Here is a 26,999-nt window from a genome sequence, read left to right as displayed (position 1 = left end):
GAATGCGAGCGCTACGGGTGGTCGGGCTGCACGAGGACGGTAAGTCCGTCGTGTGCGAAGACCCGGCGAGCCGCACGCGCTTCCTGCTCCCCGCGGACGAGAGGTTGCGAGCGGCGGCGAGGGGTGACATCACCCGCCTCGGCCAGATCGAGATCGAGTTGGAGAGCCAAATGCGGCCACGCGAGATCCAGGCACGAATCCGGGCCGGTGAGTCCGTGGAGCAGGTCGCGAGCAGCGCCGGCGTCACGGTGCAGCGCGTCGAGCGGTTCGCGTACCCGGTCCTGCTCGAGCGTTCGCGCACCGCCGAACTGGCCCAGCGCGCGCACCCGATCCGCGAAGACGGCCCCGACGTGCAGACGCTCGGCGAGGTCATGGCGCACTCGTTCGGTCTCCGCGGCCACGACTACAGCCAAGCGACCTGGGACTCCTGGCGCGGCGACGACGGCAAGTGGGTCGTCGTGCTGAGCTGGAAGGCGGGCCGTTCGGACAACCGCGCGCACTGGTCGTTCGCGCCCGGCGCGCACGGCGGCACCGTGCAGGCGCTCGACGAAAACGCCGAAGTCCTGCTCAACCCCAACGCCTACCGCGCCCCGCGCACGGTCCGGGCGCTGGACCCGGCCAAGGAGCCGGCCGTCCAGCCCACCCTCGACAGTGCTCCGGACGAGCCGATCGCGAAGGTGATCGACGCGCCGATCGCGGAGCCCGGAAAAGATGTCGAACCACCGCTTCCGGCTGACGAGCCGGAGGAAGTGGCCGAGCCCGCTCCACGGGCGAAGGGGAAGAAGAACCACCCCATCGTTCCATCCTGGGAAGACGTCCTCTTGGGCGTCCGATCGCAACGAGGTTGAATTCGCACGTAATGGCCCCTTCCGGTGGAGGGGCCATTACGTGCGTCCGGGGACCTGCGCGATCAAGGATTTCGGCGCGACGAGGCAATACGCGTCGGTGACTATCCGTTCGATCTCGACCCAGTCGACATCGACGTCCAGCCGCACCCCGAGCCAGCCGCTGGGCCCGACGTACGGCGGCCGGAAGAACCGCTCCGGCTCCGCGCCCACCAGTTCTTCCTGCGCACCGGGCGGCGCCGGGCACCAGAACGCGACCTTGTCGTCGTGATGACGGTCGGCGTACTTGACGAACGTCTTCTTGCCGCGGACGAACCACGCCGGCTCGCCGTGACTGAGGCGCTCGGTGGCCTCCGGCAACGCGAGGCACAGCCGTCTGAGTGAAATGAGCGGATCACCGGCCATGGATCTCAGTATCCTCGTGCCGGGGGGATACGCATGCACGATTGGTACACCCGCGCCGTCCGGTTGCGTTTCGAGGTGTTCACCGGGGCGCCGTACGCCCACGTGTCGCCGATGCAATGGCAGATCGACCCGGCGAGTATGCGCGGGATCGCCCGGGATCGCGGTTACCTGGAGATCCCGCCGATGCACCAGGGCTGCCTCAGTTTCCGGCACGCGCCGCACCAGATCCCTTCGGCACTCCTCTTCGACGGCCCCGACAGGCCGGACAAGGACCGGGAACGCTGGCTGCTCAACCATCTCGGCGGCGCGGACCGGCTCTGGGTCAGCCTCAAGCACGCGAACCTCTCCGCCCGACGTGTCGTGGAAGTCGCCGAAACGGAGGGGTTCCGGGTCGCCGCGCAGTTCGTCGATCGGAACGACCGGGTCCTCCTGCTCAGCCGTGATCCGTCCCCGCCGCGGCTTCCCTTGCCCGCGCCGGCGGGGCCCGGGTTCCGCTACGCCTGGCTGAACTACATCGCGCCGGTGCTGGTCTTCGTCCTGCTCGCCACCGCGGCGATCTTCGTGGGAGTGCCGAACGAATTCGAAGACCCGCTTTCCTCCCTGCTGTTCCTGGCGTCGGTCGTCGGCGCCATCCCGGCCGCCTTCACCACCAGCCTGTTCCCGCGCACCAGCCGTATCGGCTGGCTCGCGCGGGAATTCGACGGCAGGCCCCGGGTGGAATTCGCGCTGCGGTCCTATCAGATCTCCGCGGACCTGGTCATGCAGATAGCCGGGTATCACGGCTATCTGTTTTACGGGCAAAGGGCGACGCAGGCGGGCGGGCCGATCCTCAAGTTCTCCCAACGCGTCTGACTAGAAGACGACGATCAGCACGCCGATCCAAGCGATCACGATCCCCGCGGCCGCGCCGAAGGACGCCCACCGCACGATCGGCACCCGCCGCGCGAGCCACAGCGACGGCGCGATCCCGGCTGTCACGACGGCGGACGCGAGCAGCGCGAGCCAGCCGTTGGTCTCGCGCGCGAGGGTGTTCGCGAGCGCCAGCATCGCCACGACGACCACGGCCGCGACGAACGCGGAGATGGTCAGCCCGGTCAGCCACGGGGTCGGTTCCCCGGCGGGATCCGGCGCGCCGAAAAGCCGCCGCGCGAGTTCGCTGCGGGGCGTGGGGGCGGGCGGGTCGATGATGACGCCGTCGCCGGAGACGGGGTCGACGAACCGGACCGAGGTGCCCATCGTGGCCGCGACCCGCTGGGCGAGCTGGCGGCCTCGCTGGGAAACCACGGACACGGCCTCGGTGCCGGGTTCGCCGGGGTGGGCGGCGCCGACGGCGGACGCGACGCGCGCCCACTCGTGCAGCGCCTGGGCGAGGTCCGAACCGATCGCGAGTGAGTGCGGGTCCACCTCGCGCGCGCTTTCGCCGCCCGGCCCGGCCAGCACCGCGCGTCCCTCACGGATCCGCAATTCCATGGGTTCTCCTCGTGATCGCTCGGGTGCTCACGATAGCGGTGGACGCGTCTCGTAGAACGCGATCGCGCCCGCCGTGGCGACATTCAGCGAATCGACGCCCTCCGGCATCGGGATCCGCACCGCGATGTCGGCGGCGGCGATGGCCTCGCCGGTCAGGCCGGGGCCTTCGGCACCCAGCATCAGCGCGACCTTCTCCGGTGTTTGATCCCGTAACTGGCGCAACGAAACGGAATCCGCACGAGGAGTGAGGGCCGCGATACGAAAACCGCGTTCCCGCAGCAGTTCCAGGTCGCCGGGCCAGGAGCCGAACGTGGCGAACGGGACGCGCAGCACGTGCCCCATCGAAACGCGGACGCTGCGCCGGTACAGCGGATCCGAGCATCCGGCGCCGAGCAGGACCCCGTCGACGCCGAGCGCGGCCGCGTTGCGGAACAGCGAGCCGAGATTCTCGTGGTCACCGACGCCTTCGAGCACCGCGAGCACCCGGGCGCCGTCGATGACGTCTTCGACCGTCGGCGGCGGGACGGGCCGGTCGGCGACGGCCAGGATGCCGCGATTCAGGTGGAATCCGACCACGTCGGCCATCGTCGAGGCCGAGGTCACATAGCCGGGGACGTCGGCGCGGTCCAGGTCGTCGCCCAATTCGTGGAACCGCCGTTCCACGCCGAGGAGGGCACGCACCGGATACCGGGATTTGAGAAGACGTTCGACCACGACGGTGCCTTCGGCGATTACAAAGCCACGCCCGCCCGGCCTATCGGGCCGCCGATCGGCTGTGGACAAGTCGCGGAAGTCGTCGAGCCGCGGGTCGCCGGAGTCGTCGATGGTGATCAATTCAGCCACCAGGAGAGTGTGTCATCCACCCACTGCGGGCCGTTTGCGTCCGAACGTCCCCGGGTAAGTGGTACGAACGGGCGTATTTTGCTGTAAGTTAACCCCTAGTGACAGAGAGCACCAGTTTGGCCGCTAGCCGGGCGACAGCGATGCGTGAAACCGTTGGGCCGCCTGGCAGTCCCGCCTGGATCCCGCGGAGCATGGCCAATGAGGAGCTCGACGAACATGGGTAAGAATCTTTCGGCGGACCCCTGTGAACTGCAAGATCGCGGACGTTATCGCCGAAAGGTCCAGCGTTGTCTCGACACGTTGGCCCGCATGCTCACCGACGGGAGCTTTTCCTTCCCCCGCAAGAACATCGGGCTCGAAGTCGAGCTCAATCTCGTGGACGCCGAGCTGCGCCCGTCGATGACGAACACGACGGTGCTGGAGGCGCTGAACGATCCGTCGTTCACCACCGAACTCGGCCAGCACAACCTGGAACTCAACGTGCCGCCACGGCCGCTGGCCGGCGAGTCCGCGCTGCAACTGGAGGACGACCTCCGCGCGTATCTGGGCGCCGCCGCGCGCAAGGCCGAGGAATCCGGCGCCTCGCTGGCGATGATCGGAATCCTCCCGACGCTGCGGCACGAGCACTTCGACCAGAAGTGGCTCACCAACAACGCCCGGTATTCGCTGCTCAACGACCGGATCTTCGCCGCGCGCGGCGAGCGCACGGTGCTCTCGATGGAGGGCGCTCCCCTGCCCGGCAGACAACCCGAGCGCCTGCGCAGCTACTCCGAATCGATCCTCCCCGAGGCCGCCTGCACCTCGGTCCAGCTGCATCTCCAGGTCGCGCCGGAGGAGTTCGCGGCGCATTGGAACGCGGCGCAGGCGCTGGCCGGGGTCCAGATCGCGGTCGGCGCGAATTCGCCGTTCCTGCTCGGCAAGACCCTCTGGCACGAGACGCGGATCCCGCTGTTCCTGCAGGCCACGGACACCCGGCCGGAGGAGTTGAAGAACCAGGGCGTGCGGCCGAGGGTGTGGTTCGGCGAGCGCTGGATCACGTCGATCTTCGATCTGTTCGAAGAGAACGTCCGGTACTTCCCCGGTCTGCTGCCGGAGACCGACCGGGAAGACCCGATCGAAGCGCTCGACTCCGGGCAGGCCCCGAAACTCACCGAACTGCGGATGCACAACGGCACCGTCTGGCGCTGGAACCGGCCGGTCTACGACGTCGTCGACGGAATGCCGCATCTCCGGGTGGAGAACCGGGTGCTGCCCTCGGGCCCGACAGTCATCGACATGGTCGCGAACGCGGCCTTCTTCTACGGCGCACAAAGGGCTCTCGCCGAAGCCGACCGTCCAGTGTGGACACAGATGTCGTTCCAGGCGGCCGAGGAGAACATGTACGCGGGCGCGCGCCGGGGTTTCGACGCGCAGCTGTACTGGCCGGGGATCGGCTGGATCCCGCCGGACGAGCTGGTGCTGCGGGTCCTGCTGCCGCTGGCACACGAGGGGTTACGCCGATCGGATGTTTCGGACGAGGCGAGAGAGCGCTATCTGGGCGTCATCGAGCAGCGGTGTCTCACCAGGCGGACCGGCTCGGCGTGGCAGCGGGAGTTCGTCCTGCGCGCGGAGGAGCGCGGCGCCGAGCGGGAAACCGCGCTGAACCGGATGCTGGGCCGCTACCTGGAGCTGTCGGCGACCGACACGCCGGTGCACACCTGGCCACTGGAGGCCTAAGGTTCCCTTCCAGGGAGGTGGCTCGTGCCCAAGATCATCGGCCGGTCGCTGGAGGAGCACCGGCGCGAGGTCCGCAGCAGGGTGTTCGACGTCCTGCGCGGGCAGCTGTACGAGCGCGGGTTCGACGCGGTCACGCTCGCGGGTGTCGCCGCCGAAGCGGGCCTCGGCCGGACGGCGATGTACAACCACTTCCCCGACAAGGAAAGCCTGCTGGTCGCCTTCGTCGAGGACGAGGCGACGCGGTACGTCGAACGGCTGACCGCGGCCGTCGCGACCGCCGACACCCCGGTCGCGAAGCTCTCGACGTTCGTCCGGCTGCAACTGCGGGTGCTGGCCGAGTACCACCTGCCGCCGGGGACCGCGCTCGCGTCGGCGCTGGCGCCCGCGGCGTACCGGCGGATCAGCGCGCACGCCGACCCCATCACCGGCCAGCTTCGCGAGATCCTCGCCGAGGGGGTGCCGGAAGAGGACCCTGACGTGCTGATCCCGATGATCACCGCCGCGCTGGGCAGCCGTCAGGTGGTCGACGTACCACCCGAACGGCTGGACGACGCGATCGAAGGAGCCGTCCGTTTCGTGCTCAGAGCGGTCGGAATGACGGAAAACCTCGAAGATTAGGGTAGCCTAACCCGCAGTTGTGCCTTACGATCTTTCTGACAGCATGTCAGATCGATGCTTGGAGGCTCTGTCCATGCCGGTGACCACCGACGTCGAATCCGGGCCGTTCTCCGCGAACCTGCGCGCCTCCACGATGGCCGCCCACGAGCGCGCCAACCACTCCGAGTACATGAACGCGCTGCTCGGCGGCGAGCTCTCGCTCGAGGGGTACACCCGGCTGGCCGTCCAGTACTACTTCATCTACCAGGCCATCGAGCGCGCCGCCGACAAGCTGGCGAAGGACCCGGTGGCGGGCAAGTTCGTCTTCGAGGAGCTGCGGCGGCTGCCGAGCCTCGAACGCGACCTCGAACACCTCATCGGCCCGGACTGGCGCGAGACCGTCCGCCCGCTGCCCTCGACAGAGCGCTACGCGCGGCGCGTGACCGAGGCCTCGGACTGGTCCGGCGGGTTCGTCGCCCACCACTACACCCGCTACCTCGGCGACATCGCCGGCGGCCAGGTCATCCGGCGGCTGCTGGAGCGCAAGTACGCGGTGAGCGAGGCGGGATCGCTGTTCTACCACTTCGACCAGCTGAGCAGCGCGCCCAAGTTCCGGGACAACTACCGCGAACAGCTGAACTCGGCGCCGTGGAGCGAGGACGAACGCGCGCGGCTGATCGAGGAGGCGATCACGGCCTTCGAGTGCAACATCGCGGTGTTCGACGAGCTGGCGAGCGAACTGGACTCGTACCGGGTCGCCTGATCTCGTTCGGCGCACCGTCCGGCAAGTGTCATGAAAGGGTCGTTCAGGACGTTTTTCGTCCTGAACGACCCTTTCATGACATCCCGGTGGCGGGGTAGGGCAGGCCCCACCCCGCGATCGGCGGCCCACCGGATCCCTTCACCCCGGGGAAATCCCTAGTTTTCAAGGCATGTTCCGGATCGCGGCCACCGCCGCACTGTTAGCCCTCACGACGGTCTTGACGGCTCCCACGGCCCAGGCGGCGACACCGGCCTCCGCCGCCGAAGTCTTCGACGAGATCATTCCGCGAAGCCTCGCCGAGCATCACATCCCCGGCGCGGCCGTGGTCGTCGTCGAAGGCGGCAAGACGGTGTTCTCAGCGGGCTACGGAATGTCCTCAGTGGACACTCAGGCCAAGGTGGATCCCGAGCGCACCGGGTTCCTGATCAACTCCGTCGGCAAGTCGATCGCCGCGACCGCCGCGATGCAGCTCGTCGAACAGGGCAAGCTGGCACTGGACGCCGACGTCAACACGTACCTGAAGTCGTTCAAGATCCCCGAAACCTACCCCGGCCGTCCGGTCACCCTGTTCTCCCTGCTGACCCACACCGCGGGCTTCGAAGACCACGTGTACCGGATGTTCACGCCGCGGGACGAGAAACTGCCGACGCTCGCGGAGCACCTCGCGAACGAGATGCCGAACCGCGTCCGCCCACCCGGCGAGGTCACCCTCTACTCGAACTACGGCTTCGCGCTGGCCGGGTATCTCGTGGAGCTCGCGTCGGGACAGTCCTATGCGGACTATGTCCGTCAGCACGTCTTCGAACCGTTGGGAATGAAGGACAGCAGCGTCGCCCAGCCCACTCCCGACGTTCCGCTGGCGACCGGCTATCGCTGGGACGGCTCGGCGCAGGTCGTCCCGCCGGCGAATTTCGGCCCCGAACCGCCCGCCGGTGACGGGAACGTCGCCACCCCGGCCGACATGGGCCGTTATCTGTCGGCGAATCTCGTCGCCGGCACGTTCAGCCGTCCCCTGCTCGACCAGCTGCACGGCGCGCGGTTCCGCAACGACCCGCGGCTGACGGGGATGGGGTTCGGCTTCTCCGAGCGCGAGATGAACGGCCTGCGGCTGGTGGAGAAGACCGGCGACTCGCCGGGATTCCTCAGCGTGCTGGAGCTGATCCCGGAGAAGAACACCGGCGTGTACCTGGCGTTCAACGGCGGCGCGTTCTCCGGCGACGCCGCCGCTGTCACCTTCGAAGCCTTGAAAGCGTTCCTCGATCGCCTGAATCCCGCCGCACCCGCCTCCACGCCTGCCGCACTCGCCGGTGATGTCTCGAAGTTCGAAGGCAGCTACAACAACACCAGGCTGGACTACGACAGCTTCACGAAGGTCCGCGCGCTCGCGGGCGGTGTTTCGGTGACGGCGGACGGCGACGGCGTGCTGACGACGTCCGGGCTCGGCGAAGGCACCCGGCGATGGACGCAGACCGAACCCGGGCTGTTCACCGACGGAACCGGTGAGCGGATCGCGTTCCGCGAATCCGGCGGGCAGGTCCTGCTCTTCGACGGCGGCGACCCGAACACTTCCTACGAACGCGTGTCGTGGCTCGAATCACCCTCGACTCACCTGCTGATCCTCGGGATCGCGCTGCTGCTCCTGCTGGGCGCGCTGCTGTGGTGGCCGATCCGCGCGATCGTCCGGCGCGGCCGCGAGCGCGCCCCGTCAGGCGCCCGTTTCGCGATCGTCGCCGCCTGGTCCGCCGCGCTGGCCGTCGTGCTGTTCACGGCCGGCTTCGCCCTGCTCATGAGCGACTTGAGCGCCGCCGCCGTCGCGCTGACGTCCGGACACTCACCGTTGCTGAGCGTCACCTTGCTCCTGCCGGACGTCGTCCTGCTCCTGACCGGCGCCACCGTCGTCTGCGCGGTGCTCGCGTGGCTCCGCGGCTGGTGGAACACCTCCGCGCGGATCACCTACACGGTGGTTTCCGTGTCCTTGCCGGCTTTCCTCGGAGTGATCGCCTCCTACCACCTGGTGGGATTGCCCTATCTGGCTTGATGACCGCCGTCACATCGCCTTGACCTCCAGCTAACTGGAGCTAGCAGGGTGGGTTTCAGGCGGTGGCCTCAACGGGTACAGCCGCTACGAACGGGTCGTTCCACCTGGGGAGAAACGCGGCGCCCCCGGTCGCCGCAAACGGGTGAAGACGACTAAGTTCGTCCTTGGAAGCTTGTGTCGAAGACAGAAGGAGGGCCGATGGCCCGCTACGTGCTCCCCGATCTCGACTATGACTACAGCGCCCTGGCGCCGCACATCTCTGGCGAGATCAACGAGCTGCACCACAGCAAGCACCACGCGACCTACGTCAAGGGCGCGAACGACACGCTCGACAAGATCGCCGAAGCCCGCGACGCCGGCAACTTCGGTGACATCGTCGGCCTGCAGACCACGCTGGCGTTCCACCTGGCCGGGCACGCCAACCACGTCGTGTGGTGGAAGATCCTCTCCCCGGAAGGCGGCGACAAGCCCACCGGCGAGCTGGCCTCCGCGATCGACGAGGCGTTCGGCTCCTTCGACAAGTTCAAGGCGCAGTTCACCGCGGTCGCCACCACGATCCAGGGCAACGGCTGGGCCGCGCTCTCCTGGGACCCGATCGGCAAGACGCTGATCACCCAGCAGCTGCGCGACCACCACAACAACCTGGTCCTGCCGACCACGCCGATCCTGCTGGTCGACGTCTGGGAGCACGCGTTCTACCTGGACTACAAGAACGTGAAGCCGAAGTACGTCGAAGCCCTGTGGAACATCTTCAACTGGGCCGAGATCTCCAAGCGGTTCGACAACGCCGTCGCCGGTGGCAACGGCCTGCTGCTCGGCTGATTTCCCACCACGAATCGGGGCTCTCCTGCCGGGAGGGCCCCGTTTTTCGTTCCTTGACCTCCAGCGAAGTGGAGGTGACAAGGTGGTCGCATGGATGTCCCCGCATACCTCGACCGCCTCGGGCTGGACCGCCCCGCCACCGTGGACGTCGCCGCGCTGCGGGTGCTGCAGGAACGCCACCTCGCGGTGGTCCCGTTCGAGAATCTGAGCATCCACCTCGGCGAGCCGATCGTCCTGGACACCGAAGCGCTGTTCGACAAGATCGTGCGGCGGCGTCGCGGCGGCTTCTGTTACGAGCTCAACGGGCTCTTCGCCGCCTTGCTGCGGGAGCTCGGTTTCGACGCCGAGCTGAAGTCGGCGAAAGTGTTCGGGCCGGAGGGCGCCCTCGGGCCGCCCTTCGACCACGCGGCCGTCCGCGTCGAACTGGACGAGCCCTGGCTGGCCGACGTCGGCTTCGGCCGGTTCAGCCGCTTCCCGCTGCGGCTGTCCGCCACCGAGCCGCAGGCCGACCCGGACGGCGAGTTCCTGTTCCTCGACGCGCCCTACGGCGACATCGACGTCCTCCTGGACGGCAAGCCCCAGTACCGGATCGAGCCGCGGACGCGGGCGCTGGACGAGTTCGTCCCGACGGCGTTCTGGCAGGCGACGTCACCGGACTCGCACTTCACGCGGACGCCGACCTGTTCACTGCCGGGCGGCCATGGCCGGGTCACGCTGTCGGGTGACAAGCTGATCGTCACGACCCACGGCGTCCGCGAAGAGACCAGGCTTTCGAGTGATCAGGAGATCCTGGACGCCTACCGGAAGGAGTTCGGGATCGAACTCACCCGGGTGCCGGAACGGCCTTGACCGGATCGACGCCGGTCATCGACCATGAACCCCCGGAATGAACGAAGCCCCGCCTCCGGGGGTGACCCGGTTGCGGGGCTTCGTCCGTTCCCGAACTGACTGCCGCTCCCACCACGAAGCGGACACGTATGAGGTTAGCCTAACCTCATCTACTCGGGCAAGGGGTTCGCCCGCGAGACGCCGATCTCACCCTTCCGGGTGACGGGCACACTGGTCCCATGGATCTTCTGAGTGGCAAGGCCGTGGTGATCACCGGCTCCGGCCAGGGTCTGGGCAGAGCTTTCGCGCACCACGCGGCCGCGGAGGGCGCGGCTGTCGTGGTGAACGACGTCGAAGCGGGGCTCGCGGACGAAGTCGCGGGAGAGATCCGCGCGCTGGGCGGGCGCGCCGTGTCCCACGGCGGCTCGGTCGCCGACGCCGGGCAGGCCGCCGGGCTGATCGACCAGTGCGTCAGCGAGTTCGGCACGCTCGACGGCCTGGTCAACAACGCCGGCGTCAACTACCGCGCCGATCCGTGGGCGGACGACCCGGCCCGGATGCGCGAGGTGGTCGAGGTCAACGTGCTGGGCCCGCTGTTCTGCGGGACCGCGGCGGCCGAGGTGATGTGCGAGCGGGGCGGCGGCGTGATCGTGAACGTGGGCTCCGGCTCGATGATCGGCCAGCGCCGCGCGGCCGCGTACTCGGCCTCGAAAGGCGCCATCGCCTCCATGACCGCCTCCTGGGCCGCCGATCTGACCGAACACGGCATCCGGGTCAACGCCGTCGCGCCGGTGGCCTGGACGCGGATGGCCCGCGCCGACCCGACCGTCGTCCAGACCCCGGAGCACACCCCGGAACGGGTGGCCCCGCTGGTGACGTACCTGCTCAGCGATCTTTCCGCGGGTGTCACCGGGCAGATCCTGCGGTTCCGGGGCGACATCCTGTGCGTCCTGGCGCAGACCGCGATCAAGGACCCCGTCCTCGAACGGGACACGTGGACCGTCGAAGACATCGCGAACGCCCTCGGCGGAGACCTGCGGGAGGCACTGGAGCCGCCTCCCTCGGCCAGGTGGAAGTAGCCGGTTCACGCCCCTGACCGGTGATGATCCGCTAGCGTGCGCGCGTGACCACATGGGGTGTCAAGACTTTGGTGGCGTGCGTGATCGCCGGACTCAGCGCGGGCTGCATGGCGAAGATCCCCACCTACGAAGAGGGGCTCGGGCCGAAGGAACCGCCCAAGGAGTGGCCGACGGCGAGCGGCCGTCCGCTGCGCCCGGTGCCGATGCCGTCCGGCGAAACCCTGCTGGCGCTGCCGAAGGAGACCGCGGCCCAGGTGCTGTGCCAGGCGCTCCCGGAGGACCGCTGGAAGCAGCTGATGAGCGGCGACGTCGCGCGCGAGGTCGAGCACGGTGAGTCCTGCCACGCCGTCGGCCTGGACAGCTGGGTGCGGATCTCCTTGAACCGCACCGGCTTGGCCGGATCGCCCGGGCTGGCCACGCCCAAGGAGGCGACCGTCGCCGGACATCCGGCGAAGGTCGTCGCGGGCGGCTCACCGTCCCTTGTGGAGGTCACGCTCGCGGACTCCGGTGAGCGAGTGCTCCGGATCGAGACCAGCTGGACACGCGTCCCTCCGCAGCACGACCAGAGCGAAGGCATGCTGCTCGGACTGGCCGAGGCGGTACTGAACGGCGCTTTCGCTCCTGGCCCGAAACTGCCCGCCGCCGACAAGCGGGACGTCATCGAACGGAAGACCGTCGAGCCGGGCGCGGGCATCCTCGACGCTCCGCTGCCCGAACTCTCGTGGAAGCTGTGCACGCAACTCGAACGCGCGATGGGGCTTCCCGCCGGCACCGCGGACCCTTACCTCGACGGGAAGTGCACGGCGACCGCGGCGGATGATTCCTCTGTCCGGGTCGAGCACACCGCTGTCCTGTCGGAACTTCGCGGTGAGCCGGTGGCCGGTCGCCCTGCCGCGGAGAGTCCCGGGCAGTTGAGCGTTCTGTTGACGGACAACGGTTCCGGGCAGGGGTTGAAGTTCTCGTGGAGTGGCGGTTCGAAGGCGGGACTGCGGGGTTTGGCGGAGAAGGTGGTGGCTCCGCTTTTGGGGTCGTGAGTGGGGATTCGGGTTATCGGGCCGAAAGCAAATTGTCCTGGCGGGAGGCAAGGCCTTCACCACCACCGGGCATGTCGCGAAAGCCACTTTCGCGACATCAGACGTCCCGAAAGTGGCTTTCGCGACATGCCACATTTGCCTTTCGGCCCGATATAACCCGAATAGCCACTCACGACGCCTGGCCGCGGATGAACTTCGGTCCGGTTCCTCCGGCGGTCCGTTGCCTTCACACACGAGAGAGTGGCCTCCTCACCCGCTTTCGAAGTGATCGTCCAAAGAGGTCACGATCGTCTTCCTGTCGGTCCTCTCCGCGACAATGGCCGGATGACCAGCCACGTGTTCGTCGACGAGAGCAAGGAAGGCGGCTACCTGGTGACGGCGGCCGCGCTGCTCTCAGGCGACCTCACGTCCGCCCGCCGAGCCATGCGCGGTCTGATCCTCCCCGGACAGCGCCGCCCACCATCGGCGTCGTCAGCGCCAAGCCTGCCTCGACGTGTTGGTCGAGGACCTCGCGAGCGCCAGGACACGAATGCTCGTGCTGGAAAGCGACGAGTCGATCGTGGAACTGGACCGGAAGACGCTCTACCGAGCCGTCCGACAGCATGGCTGCCACGATGTGCTCGAATACCGGCACCTACGCGCATTCGAGGAACCCTTGCTGGCCATCCCGGACGCCCTCGCCTGGTGTTGGCAGCGTGGAGGCCATTGGAAGGTCCGCGCGAGAGAAATGGTGCAGGAGATCCGGGACGTCTGAGGTCCGGATACGCGAAACCCGGCCCACCCACCGTCCGGAAGGCTGCCGGATCCACCCATCGGGTTGGCGTTTCGCCGGACAGCGGGCCTCCGACGGGCTAGCTTCACCCCGTGGCCACCCCGAACGACTATCGCGCCATCGCGCGCAAGACCGACCGTCCGATGTGGATCTGGGCGGGCTGCGCGCTGACCAGCGTCCTGCTTCTGTTCGGCGTGGGCATCTTCGTCGCGATCACCCTGCTGAACGGCAACGAAGAGCCCGAAGGCAAGCTCCCCGACGTCTGGCCGGCCAAAGCCGCGAACGCGCTCCGCCCGGTCCCGATGCCGACGGGTGAGATGGTGGCCGCGCTGACGGACGAAACCGGCGCGCAGGTGCTGTGCCAGGTGATCCCGGAGCAACGCTGGGAGGAGATCCTCGGCGGCCGCACGCTCCGGGAGGCGGGCAGGAGCTGTCACGCGGTCACCGCGCAGCTCGACGTCAGCGCGCAGATGATCCCCGCGCTGCCCGAGGACACGAGCCGGGGTGTGCCCGTCAGGACCACCATCGCGGGCAAGCTCGCGCTCATCGTCACCGACAAGGAAGGCACCAGCCTGAGCGTCGAACTCGTCGATGTCGCGCCGCACAACGGCGCCTCGCCGGTACTGCTCGTCTCCTTCCGCAGCAGGACCTCCAAGGCCCCCGACGCCGAGAGCAAGGCGAAGGCACTCGCCGAGGCGCTGATCGCGGGCGCGATGCCGCCCGGTCCGCAGTTGCCGAAAATCGGCGAAGACGGCGAGATCGCGCCGCAGCAGGTCGAAGCCGGGCCGCTCAAGGACAAACCGCTTCCGGTGATGTCCTGGCTGTTGTGCGGAGAACTCGGTCGCGCGCTCCGCGTCCCGGCGGACAAAGCGAAACCGACGTTCTTCGCCTCGTGCGAGCTGAACGGCGTGACCGCGGACTACAGCGAGTATTCCGCGGTCGTCGTCCCGACCACGACCGTCGCCGGGCGACCCGCCCAGGTCGACGGGCGGGGCGTCGTCGTGCAGCTCACCGACGATCCGGACAGGAAGACGCTGAAGTTCACGGGCACCGGCGATCTCCAGGCGCTCGCCGGGAAGATGGTGCCGCCGCTGCTCGGCCGCTAGGCCCGGTAGTTCGACAGGAGGTCGCGGAGCAGAGTCTCGTACGCCTTCCTGTCGAACCGGGCCACGGCGAAGTCGAACTCCTGAGCGGAGTCGAGGGGCTCGTAGTCGTACTGCCAGCCGTAATCCCGCCACTCGACCACTTCTTCGCCGAAGACGACCTCGACGCTGTAACCACCGCAGCCGAGATCGCCGCACAGCGGGCAGAACAGCAACGCGACCCGGCCGTCGTCGAAATCGCCCGGCAGGTCGCCCAGCAGCCGTGACAGCGTCGCGACGGCGGCCTCACGCCACCTGTCGTCGTCCAGGGACAACGGCGTCTGGTGCTGGGTGGGATCCAGGTCGCGCAGCGCGACGCCGTCGATCGTCCAGTCCAGGAACCGGGCCTCGCCGTCGTTCCACCGGGTCACCGACGGCTCGACGCCGAGTTTGTTCACACTCGCTCCCTCTTCAGCACGCGCAGCCCGTTGCCGAACCGCCGCACCGGCAAGCTCACCCCACCGCGCCGGATCAGCACGACGGCGCACACTATCGCGGCGAGCGCCGAAATCGCACCGCCGATGTAGAACGGCGAGCGGCCACCGAAGGCGTCGGCCATCCAGCCGGTCATCGGGCCGCCGATGGGGTTGCCGCCGATCAGCACCAGCACGTACAGGCCCATCACGCGGCCGCGCATCTCCGGGCTGACCGCGGTCTGCACCAGCGCGTTCGCCGTGTTGAGGAAGGTGATCGTGGCGTAGCCGAGCGGGATCAGCGCGAGGCCGAAGGTCAGGTACGTCGGCATGAAGGCGGTGATGACCTCGAACGCGCCGAGCAGGAACGCCGAGATCAGCAGCAGCCGCACGCGAGGACCGCCGCGAGTGTTGCGGCGGGCCGACATCAGCGCGCCGGTGAAGGTGCCGACGGCGACCAGCGTCGACAGCAGCCCGTAGCCGTCGGCGTTGGTGTGGAAGACGTTCGCGGCGACGATCGGCAGCGACGTGAAGTACGTGATGCCGAACGTGCTCACGAAGAACACCAGCACCATCACGGTCATCAAATCGCTGCGCCGCCGGACGTACCGCAGCCCCTCGACGAGCTGCCCCTTCTCGCGCGGGATGGCCGGGCCGCGGAAGAGCTTGTCCGGGTTCATCATCACCAGCGCGGTGATGACGGCGCCCGTGCTCACCGCGTTCGCCATGAACAGCCAGCCCGTGCCGACCCAGGTGATCGCGAAGCCCGCGATGGCCGGGCCGACGATGCGGGCCATGTTGAAGATCGAGGAGTTGAGCGCGACGGCGTTGGTGACCTTGTCCCTGCCGACCATCTCGGCGACGAACGACTGCCGCGCCGGCACTTCCAGTGACGCCGTACAGCCGAGTGTGAAGCAGAGGAGGTAGACGTGCCAGAGTTCCGCGACCCCGCTCAGGTCGAGCGCGCCGAGGACGATCGCCTGCGCCAGCACGACGATCTGGATGCCGATCAGCAGCCGCCGCTTGTCGACCCTGTCCGCCAGCACCCCGGCCCACAACGAGAGGAACAGTGTCGGCGTGAACTGCAGGGCGACCGCGATGCCGAGCGCGATCGGATCGTTGCCGCTGAGGGTGAACACCAGCCAGTCCTGCGCGATGCGCTGCATCCAGGTGCCGATGTTCGAGATGACCTGGCCGGTGAAGAAGAGCCGGTAGTTGCGGACCTTCAGCGAGGAGAACATGCTCCCGCGCGGCTTGTCACGCGTGGGTGGTGGAGGTGGAGCGGGTTCCCGGGTAACGGAGGTCTTGGAAGGACACTGTGTTTCGTTACCCGTGGTCGTCACCGCTGTTAGTTCCCCGCCATCCTGTCGATGATCTCGGCGGCGCGAGAGAGCGTTTCGCGTTCCTCCGCGCTCAACTCCGCCAATTGCTTGTCCAGCCAGATCTCCCGCGCGGTGATCTGCTCGATCACGTAGGCCCGGCCACGGCCGGACAACTCGACGATGGCCTGGCGGCCGTCCGTCGGATGCGGCCTGCGCTCGACGTAACCCATCTCCTCGAGCGCGGCGATCACCCTCGTCATCGAGGGCGGTTGGACGCCTTCCTTCGCGGCGAGCTGGCCAGGGGTCAGCGCACCGCATTTGTGCAGCGTGGACAGCGCCGAAACCTGGGTCAGCGAGATGCCGTCACTGGCACGCTGGGCCCGTAGCCGTCGGTTGAGCCGCACCACCGCGAGACGCAGGCGGCTCGCCAATGAGCGCTCGTGCGTGTCTCCGGACATATAGTTAGCATACCTCACGATCGGTACAGCGTCCCGTGAGATCACCCACGGCTGACATAACCGCAGGTCAGTTGAACGCGGCTTGGATCGGGCCAACAGCGAAATAGGCCACGAACATGACAGCGATGGCCCACATCAGCGGGTGAATGCCCTTCGCCCGGCCGGAGACCGCGCGGAGCACGACGTAGCTGACGAAACCGGCTCCGATGCCGTTCGCGATCGAGTAGGTGAAAGGCATGACCACGATGGTCAGGAACGCGGGCAGGGCGACCGTGAAGTCGGCGAAGTCGATCTCCTTGACCTGGCTCATCATCAGCGCGCCGACGACGACCAGCGCCGGAGCGGCGGCCTCGACCGGGACCACCTGGTAGAGCGGGGTCAGGAACATGGCCGCGATGAAGAGCACGCCGGTGACGACGTTCGCGAGCCCGGTCCTGGCGCCTTCGGCGATGCCGGACGCGGACTCCACGAAGACGGTGTTCGAACTCGACGACGCGAAGCCGCCCGCCACCGCGGCGGTGCCGTCGACGAACAGCGCCTTGCCGACGTTGGGGAGCTTGCCGTCCTCAGGGAGGAGCCCGCCCTCCTTGGCCAGTCCCGTCATCGAGCCCATGGTGTCGAAGAAGTCGGCCAGCACCAGGGTGAACACCAGCAGCACGACGGTGATGATCGGCAACCGCGTCCAGGCGCCGAAGGAGACTTCACCGACCAGCGACAGATCCGGCAGGCCGAGGACCTGATCCGGCAGCGCCGGGTAACCGAGGTTCCAGCCCTGCGGGTTGACGCCCTTCGACGGGCCGACCTTGGTGATCGCCTCGACGACGATCGCCAGCACGGTCGAGGCGAGGACACCGATCAGGATCGCGCCCTTGACCCGCTTCGCCACCAGGATGCCGGTCACCAGCAGGCCGACGACGAACACCAGCGTCGGCCAAGACGCGATCGAGCCGTTGATGCCGAGCCCGACCGGCACGGTCGTCTTCGCGTCGTCCGGGACGCGGCGGACGAAACCGGCGTCGACCAGGCCGATCAGGCAGATGAACAGGCCGATGCCGACGGCGATCGCCGACTTGAGCGGGGCGGGCACGGCGTTGAACACCGCCGTCCGGATGCCGGCGAAGACCAGCAGGACGATGACCAAGCCCTCGATCACCACCAGGCCCATCGCCTCGGGCCAGGTCATCTGGGAGGCGAAGGTGACCGCGATCAGGCTGTTGATGCCGAGACCGGTGGCGATCGCGAACGGGTAGTTCGCGACCAGCCCCATGATGATGGTCAGCACCCCGGCGACCAGCGCCGTCACCGCGGCGACCTGCGGCACGGGGAGGATGTTGCCGAGGACGTCCTTGTGCGCGCCCGCGTCGTCAGCGGCGAAACTGCCGATGATCAGCGGGTTGAGGACGACGATGTAGGCCATCGTGAAGAACGTGACGATGCCGCCGCGGACCTCACGCCCCGGTGTCGAGCCGCGCTCGCTGATCTTGAAATACCGGTCCAGTGTGGACCGGGTGCGCTGCTCCGCCATCGCGTACCACCCTTCGCCCCTTGCCGGGTACCCTTCCCCACGTGGGCGAATCGATCAATTCCGGGGAAGTAAACGGTTCATTGCGGCCAACGCCGGAGCTGCCGAAGCGGCTGACCGACCTGACGCCGGTCGTGATCGTAGGTACCGCGCTCTGCGCGGTCGCGACCGTGGTCCTGTTCTTTGTGACCGACGGCATCTGGGTGCAGACGGCGTTGTCCGGCCTCGTGCTCGGCTTCATCGGCCTCGCGATCATCGCCTGGCAGCGCGCCGCCGCCCGGCGCGGCTCGAAAAGCGCCCAACGGCTCTGATTACTCCGCGTTTCGTCAGTTCAGGAGGGCGGAGGGTGAGGGGTCTTCGAGCAGGGCCGTGAGGACGTGGCGATCGGCCCACCGGTCCGTGGCCCAGGCGAAGGCGCGCCCGAGGCCTTCGGGGGTGTCGGCGGCGTGCAGCCTGCCGTCGGACCACCAAGCGACCTCGTGCTCCGCGTCCTCGAAAGTCACCGTCAGCGCCTCGTGCAGCAGCACCCCGCCGTCGGGCAGTTCGACACCCAGCTGATCGGCGGCCAGCCGGAGCGCGGAAAGCTCCGTCCACGGCACGTACTCGCCGTCTTCGGTGACCTTGGCGTCGAGACCACTCGCCACCGGCAAGTCCAGCAGCTCCGCCAGCTCGACGGCGCCACCCGCCGAAACGACCATCCGCTCCGGCGCCAGCACGGCGGCGAGCCAAGGCACGTCGAGGAAGACGGCGTCGCGAGCGTCGACGGCCGAACCATCGGCGACCCGGACGCGATCCGGCGCCCTGACGTCCACTGTGTACTCCGCGAGCGCCGCGTGCGCGCGGGAAGCGAGCCCCGGACTCACCTTGCGCTCGGGATCCCCGAGCCGCTCCAGGAGGTCTTCGACGTCCTCGGCGTCCGTTCCCAGCTTTGTCCGGACTCCGGCGGCGAGCAGGATCTCCTTGCTCAGCCCCGAATCCGGGACGACGTCGTAGAGCCCGGTCAGCGTCGCCGCTTCCGGCATGCGCCAGTCGAGCGGCGCGTGCCCGTCCAGCAGCGCGTACCGCGCGAGCCACCAGCCGGTGTGCCCACCGGGTTCGGTGAGGGCACGCCAGGTTTCGGGGCGGGCCGCGAGCAGCCGCAGCGCTTCCGGCCAGGCGTCGTCGCCGACGAGGTCGAGGTCGCGCACCGCGAGCACCCGTGACGGCGGGCGCTCCCGCGAGTCCCACCAGTCGTGTTCCTCGGGCAGGCCGTGCTCGGGCTCCAGCGGTTCGTCGTCGGTGATGATCGCGAAGGAATCGAGCACACCGACAGCGACGAGCGTGGCGACCGGCCAGTCTTCGGCGAATTCCTCGTCCAGCACGGACAAGGCGCCGTCTTCTTCGAACACCTCGGGGTCGAAGATGTCGCCCAGCGGCGACGTGGGCAGGACGAGTTCGTCCGCACGCCGCCAGCCGTCCTCGCCCGGCAGAGCCAGCGCGCCGGCCCAATCGGGGGCTTCGTCGCCGACCTCGGCGATCAGGCGGAGCACCGCGCCCGCGAGCGCCATACCGTCCAAACCGGACCGGACGTCTTCGACACTGCGCTCGACAGCGGCGCTCAGCGCGTCGGCTTCGAGCAGGTCACCGGCCTCGGCGTGCTTGGCGCCCAAGCGTTCCAGCAACGGATGCGCCGCGACCGGATGCACGAGCCGAAGCCCGATGATGTCCACATCGGACAGAAGTTCGAGCAGTTCGGCCGAGCCGCCGACGAGCAACGCGTCGCGCACACCGGGCAAGGTGCGGCCGTCCGACATCGGGACGGGCAAGGCGCCGAGGTCGTCCTTGGTGAGGTCGTGCGCTTCGAGCGCCGGGAGCAGCACGTCGTAGAGCGAGCGCCACCATGACGGTTCGCGCTGGGCCCCGGTCAGCAGTTCGATGGCTTCGGCGGGCGAAAGCGCCTGCGCGCCGACAGCGCGAAGGTCCACACCGGACAGTGAAATCAGGCCGGGTACGAGATCGGCCAGCAGCGGTGCGAGGCCCGGCACGTCGACCGAAAGTACCCGCGCCCGGCGCCCCGGCAGGTCGTCGCCTTCCTGCGCCGGGAGCCAGGGCAGATCGGCGAGATTCTCCAGAATGGACTCCCGCAGCGTTCCGTCCACAGTGGAACGCGGGAAGGACGCACCGGGGATCAGCGCCAGACGTTCCTTGCCAGGCAAGGAACAAACGAGAGCGACATACTCCCGCGCGGCGTTCTTCAGTGCCGCTGTCAGCTCCGGCCCCGGCAGCGCGCGGCGGCGGGACGGCTCGATCGGCAGCGTCGCGATCAGCCTCGCGGGCAGGGAAAGCTCGTCGTCGGTGGGCGTCGGCGCGTGCAGGACGTCGTCCCCGAGCGGCCTCGGCGAACCGGCCGCGTCCAGCGGGACGGCCCAGACGACGTCGCCGCGATGGACCTGCCAGTGCTCGGCGGAACCGTCCGGCGACGAGAGTTCGACGACGCCGTCGCCGACGTCGATACGGCGCCAAGCACCGCCCTCGACCTCGATGCTCTCCAGCCAGGGCAGGGTGAGCAGGAGATCGCCGATGTCGTTCTTCAGATCCGCCAGCAGGGCGGGGACGTCGACGCCCTCGCGCACCGGGAGCCGGACCTCGGTGGTGAAGCCTTCGGGTACGGGAGGTTCGCCGTCCGCGACCGGCCACGGGAGCCGGAGCACGGGAACGTCGCCGGAGCGGACGGCCTCGGCTCGCGTGCGCTCCGCGGAGAACGCGACCCCGCCGGTCGCCGAAACGATCCGCGGTTCGGCCGAGACCGTGAGCACGGCGGCGAATCCGACGCCGAACCGGCCGACCGTCTCGTCGCCCTTACCGGAAGCACGAAGGGAGGCAAGGGATTCGACACCGCGGGCGTCCAGCGGCGCGCCCGTGTTGGCGAACCTCAGCTCACCGTCTACAACGGACACTCGGAGCCTACCGCGCTCACCGGCGGCCAACGCGGCGTCGGCGGCGTTCTGCGCCAGTTCGACGAACAGCCTGTCCCGGTACCCGCCGACCCGCAGGTCGTTCTCGGTGTTGGTGTCCTCGGTGAACCGCGTCGGCGAATCCGCCCACGCGCGCAGAACGGCGGCACGCAACCGCTCCGTTCCGAACGGGTCAGTGCTCACTGGCGCTTTCGGCTTCGGGCCGCGCTTCGACGGCGGTTTCCGGCTCGGCGGACGCGACGACGGCTTCGGGCTCGACCTCCGGCTGGACCTCGGCGGTCTCCGGCACCTCGGCCACCGGGGCCTCGGACTCGTCGACGACCGTGGCTTCGGCAGGCTCGGCGGTCTCGGCCTCGACAGCCTCGACGGCTTCGGCCTTGGGCTCAGCCTCGGGCTCGGCAGCCGCGGCAGGCTCGACGGCCGCCTCCGGCGCGGACTCGAAGTCCATCAGCGAGTCGTCGTAGACCAGTTCCGCGACCGGCACCGACGAGGTCACCTCGACCTCGATCTCGGAGTGCGCGCCACAGCCGTACTCGACGTCGACGACGTGGCCGTCCGCCGGGGAGATGTCGTTGGTGCACGCACCGAAGACCGCGCTGAGCGACCCCGCGAGCGACACGAAGAACCCGCAGCTCCCGCAGACGTCCGGCGCGCTGCGCGCCATGTCCGAACGCGGGCCGAACTCGCCGTCGTGCCAGCGGGCGGCGGCGTCGAGCCTGCCGTGCCGCGACAGCACGTGGACCCGGCCGAGACCGGTCTCCTTGGCGACCTCTTCGACCGAGGGGTCGTCGGACTCCAGGTACGCCGGGGCGAGCCGCGGGTCGTCCTTCTCCACCGGGAAGATGTCGCCGACACCGAGGTCACCCGCCTGGACACGGCGGTCCCACGGCACCCACGCCGGAGCGACCCGCGCGTCCGGACCCGGGATGAGCACGACCTCGCTGACCGTGATCGGCTCGTCATCGCCGGCGAGCGCGACGGTCACCGACCAGCGCCAGCCGCGATACCCCGTCACAGTCGCCTCGAACAGGTGGCTCGCGGAAACCGCGTCCTCCCGGTCCACGCCGACGTGCGCGCCGACCTGTTCGGTACCGGCGTCGTCCAGCACCGCCGCGCGGGCCAGATCGACCGCCTCGGCGAGTTTGCGCTGGATAGAGCCGTCGTCCAGGGTCAACAACAGGGTCATGCCCCCATTCTGCCGCACGCGATATCGCGGTCCGTGTCAGGCTGTCCGCGTGCGCACGCTGATGACCACCTCGCTCCTGCTGGCCGCCCTTCTCGGTGGCTGCGCCGCCGCGCCGGTGAGCGACGCCGCCCCTCCCGCGCCCGCGAAACTCAAGGTGCGGGTGCTCTCGACGCTGCCGCACGACCCGGGCGCTTTCACCCAGGGCCTCGAGTTCTCCGGCGAGACGCTGTACGAGGGGACAGGCCTGGTCGGGAAGTCGTCGATGCGGGCCGGACCCGCGGGCGCGGCGCCGTCGGTCCGGCAGGAACTGCCGGGACTGTTCGGCGAGGGCATCACCGTGCTCGGGCCGACGGCCTGGCAGATCACCTGGCAGGACGGCGTCGCGATCGAACGCGACGCCAAGACCCTCGCCGAGCGCAGGCGCGTGAACTACACGGGCGAAGGCTGGGGCCTGTGCCACCGGGAGAGCACCGGGCAGCTGGTGATGAGCGACGGCTCGTCGAAGCTCACCTTCCGCGACCCCGTGTCCTTCGCGCCGACAGGCAGCGTCGACGTCGGACGTGACCAGCTGAACGAACTGGAATGCGCCGGGGACTCGGTGTACGCGAACGTCTGGCAGACCGACCGAATCCTGCGGATCGACGCCTCGACCGGGCGGGTCACCGGCGAGATCGACGCGTCGGGGCTCCTCACCTCCGAGGAACGGGGTTCCGCGGACGTCCTCAACGGCATCGCGGCGGTGCCCGGGACCGACGAATTCCTGATCACCGGCAAGCTCTGGCCCAAGATGTTCCGGGTGAAGTTCGTCCCCGTGACCTAGAAAGTCCGCGAAAGCAGTGGTGAACGCGCGAAGCGGGTCCCGCGTAAGGCAGGATTGAGGGGTGGGAATCTTCGGCTCGAACTCTGGACCCGACGGCACGCGTTCCGGCCGGTCGGGCAAGGAGCGCGGCCGCAAGAGCAAGCGGAAGTGGACGCCGGAGCCCGGCGCCGCCCAGGCGCGCGGCTGGTCCGCGCCGCCGCCGACCAGGGTCGACCAGCAGCCGGTGCCGCCGCGCGCGGCCCGCCCCCAGCCGCAACCCCAGTCTCAGTCCCAGCCGCAACCGCAGCCCCGGTACCAGCAGTATCCGGACGGGCCGACCGCCGACGAGGCGCGCACCAGCGCGATCCCGATGGGGCACCACCAGCCACCGCCACCGCCGCGACCACCGCAAACGCCTCCTCGCGGCGCGCGGCCGTATCCGGACCAGTCGCAGCGGCAGACCGAGCCTGTCCGGCGTCGTCCGGGCGGGTTCTACGACGATCACCCGCCGGGCAGCGGCGAGTACGAGCACTACGACACCGGCGGCTACGCGGGCGAGCCGCGCGAAACGCCGGAGTACGCGCAGGAGAACCCGACGACCGCGGTCCCGCCGCGAGCGGGCGCCCTGCCGAAGATGCCGAAGAAGATCACGGTCACCCGGGTCGCGGCGATGCGCAGCCGTCAGCTCACCGGGCAGGCCGTCGGCGCGTTCCAGCGCGCGACGAAGGCGGACGGTGCCGACAAATCGGGCCTGACTTCGCTCACGTACGCGGTGATGCTGAACTACGCCAGCGACGCCGCGATGGCGATCGCGCTGGCCAACACCCTGTTCTTCGCCGCCACGAGCGGGGAGAGCAAGGGCAAGGTCGCGCTCTACCTGCTCATCACGATCGCCCCGTTCGCGCTGGTCGCGCCGGTGATCGGCCCGGCGCTCGACAAGATCCAGCGCGGCCGGAGGCTCGCCATGTGCGTGTCCTCGGCGGGGCAGGCGCTGATGGCCGTCGTGATGGCGCTGCACTTCGACGACTGGCTCCTGTACCCGGCGGCGCTGGGCATGATGGTGCTCTCCAAGTCGTTCACCGTGCTCAAATCGGCGGTGACCCCCCGGGTGCTGCCGCCCGAGATCACCCTTTCGAAGACGAACGCCCGGCTCACCGTGTTCGGCCTGGTCGCCGCCGGTGCATTCGGCGCGCTGGCGAGCGGGTTCAACGCGCTGTGGGGTTCGCCGGGCGCGCTGTGGTTCACCATGGCGATCTGCGTCGCCGCCGCGGTGCAGTCGATGCGGATCCCGTCGTGGGTCGAGAAGACCGAGGGCGAGGTCCCGGCGTCGCTGTCCGCACATCCGGACAGGCGGATCAAGAAGCAACGTCAGCCGATGGGACGGCATATCGTCGTCTCGTTGTGGGGCAACGGTTCCATCCGGGTGCTGACCGGGTTCCTGATGATGTTCTCCGCGTTCGCGGTGAAGGCGCAGACCGAGGGCAGCGGGCAGAGCCCGTTCAACCAGTTGCTGCTGCTCGGCATCATCGGCGCCGCGGCCGGGGCGGGCGGGTTCCTCGGGAACGCGCTGGGTTCGCGGCTGCACTTCGGCAAACCGGATCAGGTGATCCTGGCCTGTGTCGGGGCCTGCCTGGGCATGGCTGTCATCGCCACCGTGGCGGCCGGGCTGGCGACGGCGGCGATCGTCGCGCTCGTCGGCGCGACAGCGAGCGCGCTGGCGAAGATCAGCCTCGACGCCGTCATCCAGGAAGACCTCCCGGAGGAGTCGCGCGCGTCGGCCTTCGGCCGGTCCGAGACCGTGCTGCAGATGTGCTGGTGCTTCGGCGGCGCCGTCGGCCTGCTGCTGCCGCCGACGTACTGGATCGGGTTCCTGGTGCTGTCGATCCTGCTGGCCGTCGGGTTCACGCAGACGTTCATGGTGCGGCGCGGCACCTCGCTGGTCCCGGGACTCGGCGGCGACCGGCCGCTGCGTCCCGAGCCGACCAGCGAATCGCCCATCCCCTCGGAGGCCGGTGGCTCCCGGTGGCGGCCGGGCTCGTAATCTGCACCGTATGCGGCGACTTCGTATTTTGGCCCTGCTCGCGGCGGGTGGTTTCGTGGTGGCCGGTTGCTCGGCCCCCGGCCCCGAAGAGGTGACCTTCTTCGCCGACGGGAAGACGGTGAACGTCTTCCCGCTCGCGTCCTGCGACGTCAAGAGCGCCCAGTGCACCACCAGGCCCGACTCCGCGGGCAAGCTGCGCGTCCGGCCGGGGAAGCCGGTGCAGATCTCGGTGCCGAGCGCGATCGCGGAAACGCCGTGGAAGGTCACGGTGCAGTACGTGAACGCGCAAGGCGAGCCGCAGGAACTGAAGCAGGACATCATCACGTCGCTGGACCGGTTCGCCTACACCGTGACGACACCCCGGCCCGACGACCAGATCCTCGTCGTCGAGGTCGCGCAGGCTTCGGTGATCAGCCAGACCGGACGTCCGGAGGACGCCGAGGCTGTCACGACTGCGATCTGGTCGCTGCAGGTCGAGTCGCCGGCCGTCTGAGCCCCTCGCGCGTGCTATGAAAGGCCCGTTACTTGCAAAATTTGCAAGTAACGGGCCTTTCATAGCGTTTACGGAAGGGCTGCCGATCAGGGATCGAGGTCCCGAGCGACGGCGCGCATGATCTCGGCGATCTGCTTGGTGTTCTTCCGGTCCGGATAGCGGTTGCGCCGCAGATCCGGCTGCGCCTTGAGTTCGAGCAGCTTGATCATGTCCTCGATGAGCCCGTGCAGCTCCTCGGCGGGACGGCGGCGCGCCTCGGCGACCGAGGGCGGCGGGTCCAGGAGCCGGACGGAGAGCGCTTGCGGGCCGCGGCGGCCGTCGGCGACACCGAACTCGAGGCGCTGGCCCGCCTTGAGTCCTTCGACGCCCTGCGGCAGCGCGGCTTTACGGATGTAGACGTCGGCGCCCCCATCCTGGGTGACGAAACCGAAACCCTTCTCCGCGTCGTACCACTTGACCTTGCCGGTCGGCACTTTCCTCACCAATCCTTCGCTGTCCTGCTCACGACGAACGCGCCCGGGGGCGTACCCAGGGCGCGCGTCCCATAAGCGTATCTCGACACATGCCCTGTGGAGAAGCGGATACCGGCGGATACCCTCTGCTTCATGGAGACCGCAGTTAAGGAGGCCGCTGTGGCCGTCCCGGAAAAGCCGCGTAAACCGATCCTCATGCGCGTGGGCATCGGCCTTTTCGCGCTGGGCATGATCGCCGTCACAGCGGTTTTCGTCCTGTTCGCCGCCGGGCTGGAGAACCTGCCGGTGTGGCTGTCCGCCGCGGCGGGCGTGGTCACGCCGCTGGGGCTGGCCCTCGGCCTGATCGCGCTGGTCAGGGAAGCTCGGCGAAAGAGCTGAACCACCCGGGGAACTCGGTCAGCGAATCGAACACCACGTCGGCCCCTTCCGCGAGCAGTTCGGCCTTGGTGCACGGGCCCGTCGTGACCCCGACGGGTACCGCGCCGGCCGCCAGCGCGCCGCGGACGTCGCCGAGGTGGTCCCCGACGTAGACACGGGCACCGTGCTCGGTGAGCGCGGCGGCCTTCTCCGTCGACCACAACTCTCCGACCAGGACGTCGACCTCGAGACCGAGGGCGTCCAGGTGGAGTTTCGCGTTGGGCGCGTATTTGCCGGTGACGACGACGGTGCGCCCGCCCGCCTCGCGGACGGCGTGCAGCGCTTCGGCGGCCCCGGGCAGCGCGACCGTCACCGGCACGACCGTCTCCGGGTACATCGCGCGGAACCGCGTGACCAGTTCCGGGATGCGCTCCTCCGGCGCCCCGAAACCGCGCAGGCTGGCGTCGAGGGGCGGGCCGAGGTTGGCCGCGAAGAACTCGCCGTCCAGCGGCAGACCGGATTCCACGCCGAGCGCGTTCATCACCGCGACCATGCCCGGCCGCGGATCGATCAGTGTCATGTCGAGGTCGAACCCCACGGTGATGCCCACACGGCCACGGTAGCCGC

At 68.9% G+C, this 26,999-nt stretch carries 28 protein-coding genes; 17 read left to right on the top strand and 11 right to left on the bottom strand.

The features are described 5' to 3' along the window. Positions 1 to 2 precede the first annotated feature (2 nt). The gene (sepH, locus tag ACZ6YV_RS34380) at positions 3 to 848 is read left to right on the top strand and encodes a septation protein SepH (RefSeq protein WP_378244452.1); all 846 of its coding nucleotides are present in this window, start codon (positions 3 to 5) and stop codon (positions 846 to 848) included. A gap of 36 nt (positions 849 to 884) precedes the next feature. Here sepH and ACZ6YV_RS34375 read toward each other — a convergent pair whose 3' ends face one another. Continuing rightward, positions 885 to 1,250 (bottom strand): MmcQ/YjbR family DNA-binding protein, encoded by a 366-nt coding sequence (locus ACZ6YV_RS34375; RefSeq protein ID WP_465513572.1) that lies wholly within the window; start codon positions 1,248 to 1,250, stop codon positions 885 to 887. Between the two features lie 33 nt (positions 1,251 to 1,283). Between ACZ6YV_RS34375 and ACZ6YV_RS34370 the strand changes: the two genes are divergently transcribed. Next, positions 1,284 to 2,102, top strand: coding sequence for a hypothetical protein (locus ACZ6YV_RS34370; protein ID WP_465513571.1), 819 nt, complete (start codon positions 1,284 to 1,286; stop codon positions 2,100 to 2,102). Here ACZ6YV_RS34370 and ACZ6YV_RS34365 read toward each other — a convergent pair whose 3' ends face one another. Then, on the bottom strand, positions 2,103 to 2,720 hold the full coding sequence (locus tag ACZ6YV_RS34365) for a DUF2537 domain-containing protein (RefSeq protein ID WP_465513570.1): 618 nt from the start codon (positions 2,718 to 2,720) through the stop codon (positions 2,103 to 2,105). Between the two features lie 27 nt (positions 2,721 to 2,747). After that, positions 2,748 to 3,563 carry a TrmH family RNA methyltransferase gene (locus tag ACZ6YV_RS34360; protein WP_465513569.1) on the bottom strand — a complete coding sequence of 272 codons (816 nt, stop codon included), beginning with the start codon at positions 3,561 to 3,563 and terminating at the stop codon, positions 2,748 to 2,750. Between the two features lie 216 nt (positions 3,564 to 3,779). On the opposite strand from ACZ6YV_RS34360, the gene ACZ6YV_RS34355 reads away from it, so the two are divergent. From ACZ6YV_RS34355 to ACZ6YV_RS34310, 10 genes are all read left to right on the top strand, one after another. Next, on the top strand, positions 3,780 to 5,279 hold the full coding sequence (locus ACZ6YV_RS34355) for a glutamate-cysteine ligase family protein (protein ID WP_465513568.1): 1,500 nt from the start codon (positions 3,780 to 3,782) through the stop codon (positions 5,277 to 5,279). Positions 5,280 to 5,303: 24 nt separating this feature from the next. Further along, a complete protein-coding gene (locus tag ACZ6YV_RS34350; RefSeq protein WP_465513567.1) occupies positions 5,304 to 5,897 on the top strand; it encodes a TetR/AcrR family transcriptional regulator in 594 nt (197 codons plus the stop codon). Positions 5,898 to 5,970: 73 nt separating this feature from the next. Beyond that, a complete protein-coding gene (locus ACZ6YV_RS34345) occupies positions 5,971 to 6,639 on the top strand; it encodes a biliverdin-producing heme oxygenase (protein ID WP_465513566.1) in 669 nt (222 codons plus the stop codon). Between the two features lie 169 nt (positions 6,640 to 6,808). Next, positions 6,809 to 8,677, top strand: coding sequence for a serine hydrolase domain-containing protein (locus tag ACZ6YV_RS34340; RefSeq protein ID WP_465513565.1), 1,869 nt, complete (start codon positions 6,809 to 6,811; stop codon positions 8,675 to 8,677). A 198-nt stretch (positions 8,678 to 8,875) separates the two neighbouring features. After that, positions 8,876 to 9,499, top strand: a complete 624-nt coding sequence (locus ACZ6YV_RS34335) for a superoxide dismutase (protein ID WP_020631814.1) — start codon at positions 8,876 to 8,878, stop codon at positions 9,497 to 9,499. Between the two features lie 90 nt (positions 9,500 to 9,589). Further along, on the top strand, positions 9,590 to 10,348 hold the full coding sequence (locus ACZ6YV_RS34330) for an arylamine N-acetyltransferase family protein (protein WP_465513564.1): 759 nt from the start codon (positions 9,590 to 9,592) through the stop codon (positions 10,346 to 10,348). 218 nt (positions 10,349 to 10,566) lie between these two features. Continuing rightward, positions 10,567 to 11,406, top strand: a complete 840-nt coding sequence (locus ACZ6YV_RS34325; RefSeq protein WP_465513563.1) for an SDR family NAD(P)-dependent oxidoreductase — start codon at positions 10,567 to 10,569, stop codon at positions 11,404 to 11,406. A gap of 44 nt (positions 11,407 to 11,450) precedes the next feature. Continuing rightward, positions 11,451 to 12,440, top strand: a complete 990-nt coding sequence (locus tag ACZ6YV_RS34320) for a hypothetical protein (protein ID WP_465513562.1) — start codon at positions 11,451 to 11,453, stop codon at positions 12,438 to 12,440. Positions 12,441 to 12,933: 493 nt separating this feature from the next. Further along, entirely contained in the window at positions 12,934 to 13,194 is a 261-nt protein-coding gene (locus tag ACZ6YV_RS34315) for a hypothetical protein (protein WP_465513561.1), read from the top strand. 110 nt (positions 13,195 to 13,304) lie between these two features. After that, entirely contained in the window at positions 13,305 to 14,318 is a 1,014-nt protein-coding gene (locus ACZ6YV_RS34310; protein ID WP_465513560.1) for a hypothetical protein, read from the top strand. Here the strand turns inward: ACZ6YV_RS34310 and ACZ6YV_RS34305 are convergent. From ACZ6YV_RS34305 to ACZ6YV_RS34290, 4 genes are all read right to left on the bottom strand, one after another. Beyond that, a complete protein-coding gene (locus tag ACZ6YV_RS34305; protein ID WP_465513559.1) occupies positions 14,315 to 14,752 on the bottom strand; it encodes a hypothetical protein in 438 nt (145 codons plus the stop codon). The two genes, ACZ6YV_RS34310 and ACZ6YV_RS34305, sit on opposite strands and share 4 nt — an antisense overlap. Beyond that, complete coding sequence (locus ACZ6YV_RS34300) at positions 14,749 to 16,008, bottom strand: MFS transporter (RefSeq protein ID WP_465513558.1); 1,260 nt, start codon at positions 16,006 to 16,008, stop codon at positions 14,749 to 14,751. Before ACZ6YV_RS34300 ends, ACZ6YV_RS34305 begins: the two co-directional genes overlap by 4 nt. A gap of 107 nt (positions 16,009 to 16,115) precedes the next feature. After that, positions 16,116 to 16,547, bottom strand: a complete 432-nt coding sequence (locus tag ACZ6YV_RS34295) for a MarR family winged helix-turn-helix transcriptional regulator (RefSeq protein WP_378244420.1) — start codon at positions 16,545 to 16,547, stop codon at positions 16,116 to 16,118. 67 nt (positions 16,548 to 16,614) lie between these two features. Beyond that, positions 16,615 to 18,072 carry an NCS2 family permease gene (locus tag ACZ6YV_RS34290; protein ID WP_465513557.1) on the bottom strand — a complete coding sequence of 486 codons (1,458 nt, stop codon included), beginning with the start codon at positions 18,070 to 18,072 and terminating at the stop codon, positions 16,615 to 16,617. An 80-nt stretch (positions 18,073 to 18,152) separates the two neighbouring features. Between ACZ6YV_RS34290 and ACZ6YV_RS34285 the strand changes: the two genes are divergently transcribed. Then, a complete protein-coding gene (locus tag ACZ6YV_RS34285; protein ID WP_465513654.1) occupies positions 18,153 to 18,380 on the top strand; it encodes a DUF2530 domain-containing protein in 228 nt (75 codons plus the stop codon). 15 nt (positions 18,381 to 18,395) lie between these two features. Here ACZ6YV_RS34285 and ACZ6YV_RS34280 read toward each other — a convergent pair whose 3' ends face one another. Both ACZ6YV_RS34280 and ACZ6YV_RS34275 read right to left on the bottom strand, forming a co-directional pair. Then, positions 18,396 to 21,206 carry a sacsin N-terminal ATP-binding-like domain-containing protein gene (locus tag ACZ6YV_RS34280; RefSeq protein WP_465513556.1) on the bottom strand — a complete coding sequence of 937 codons (2,811 nt, stop codon included), beginning with the start codon at positions 21,204 to 21,206 and terminating at the stop codon, positions 18,396 to 18,398. Beyond that, complete coding sequence (locus ACZ6YV_RS34275) at positions 21,196 to 22,209, bottom strand: DUF3027 domain-containing protein (RefSeq protein ID WP_465513555.1); 1,014 nt, start codon at positions 22,207 to 22,209, stop codon at positions 21,196 to 21,198. Before ACZ6YV_RS34275 ends, ACZ6YV_RS34280 begins: the two co-directional genes overlap by 11 nt. Before the next feature lie 49 nt (positions 22,210 to 22,258). On the opposite strand from ACZ6YV_RS34275, the gene ACZ6YV_RS34270 reads away from it, so the two are divergent. The 3 genes from ACZ6YV_RS34270 (at position 22,259) to ACZ6YV_RS34260 (ending at position 25,542) form a co-directional block, all read left to right on the top strand. After that, positions 22,259 to 23,029 (top strand): glutaminyl-peptide cyclotransferase, encoded by a 771-nt coding sequence (locus tag ACZ6YV_RS34270; RefSeq protein ID WP_465513554.1) that lies wholly within the window; start codon positions 22,259 to 22,261, stop codon positions 23,027 to 23,029. Between the two features lie 61 nt (positions 23,030 to 23,090). Continuing rightward, on the top strand, positions 23,091 to 25,049 hold the full coding sequence (locus ACZ6YV_RS34265; RefSeq protein WP_465513553.1) for an MFS transporter: 1,959 nt from the start codon (positions 23,091 to 23,093) through the stop codon (positions 25,047 to 25,049). Positions 25,050 to 25,077: 28 nt separating this feature from the next. Beyond that, positions 25,078 to 25,542, top strand: coding sequence for a DUF2771 family protein (locus ACZ6YV_RS34260; protein WP_449224205.1), 465 nt, complete (start codon positions 25,078 to 25,080; stop codon positions 25,540 to 25,542). A gap of 86 nt (positions 25,543 to 25,628) precedes the next feature. On the opposite strand, the gene ACZ6YV_RS34255 is transcribed toward ACZ6YV_RS34260, so the two are convergent. Beyond that, positions 25,629 to 26,015, bottom strand: a complete 387-nt coding sequence (locus ACZ6YV_RS34255) for a cold-shock protein (protein ID WP_101610878.1) — start codon at positions 26,013 to 26,015, stop codon at positions 25,629 to 25,631. Positions 26,016 to 26,147: 132 nt separating this feature from the next. Here ACZ6YV_RS34255 and ACZ6YV_RS34250 point away from each other — a divergent pair, with 132 nt between their 5' ends. Continuing rightward, positions 26,148 to 26,393 carry a hypothetical protein gene (locus ACZ6YV_RS34250; RefSeq protein ID WP_378244407.1) on the top strand — a complete coding sequence of 82 codons (246 nt, stop codon included), beginning with the start codon at positions 26,148 to 26,150 and terminating at the stop codon, positions 26,391 to 26,393. Here ACZ6YV_RS34250 and ACZ6YV_RS34245 read toward each other — a convergent pair. Further along, positions 26,368 to 26,982: an HAD family hydrolase gene (locus tag ACZ6YV_RS34245; RefSeq protein WP_378244405.1), complete on the bottom strand. Its 615-nt coding sequence runs from the start codon at positions 26,980 to 26,982 to the stop codon at positions 26,368 to 26,370. The two genes, ACZ6YV_RS34250 and ACZ6YV_RS34245, sit on opposite strands and share 26 nt — an antisense overlap. Positions 26,983 to 26,999: the final 17 nt, after the last annotated feature.

This window comes from Amycolatopsis sp. NPDC102522, from assembly GCF_055584485.1.
The sequence above is the reverse complement of the archived record's forward strand: the minus strand, read 5'-3'. Positions and strand labels throughout refer to the sequence as shown.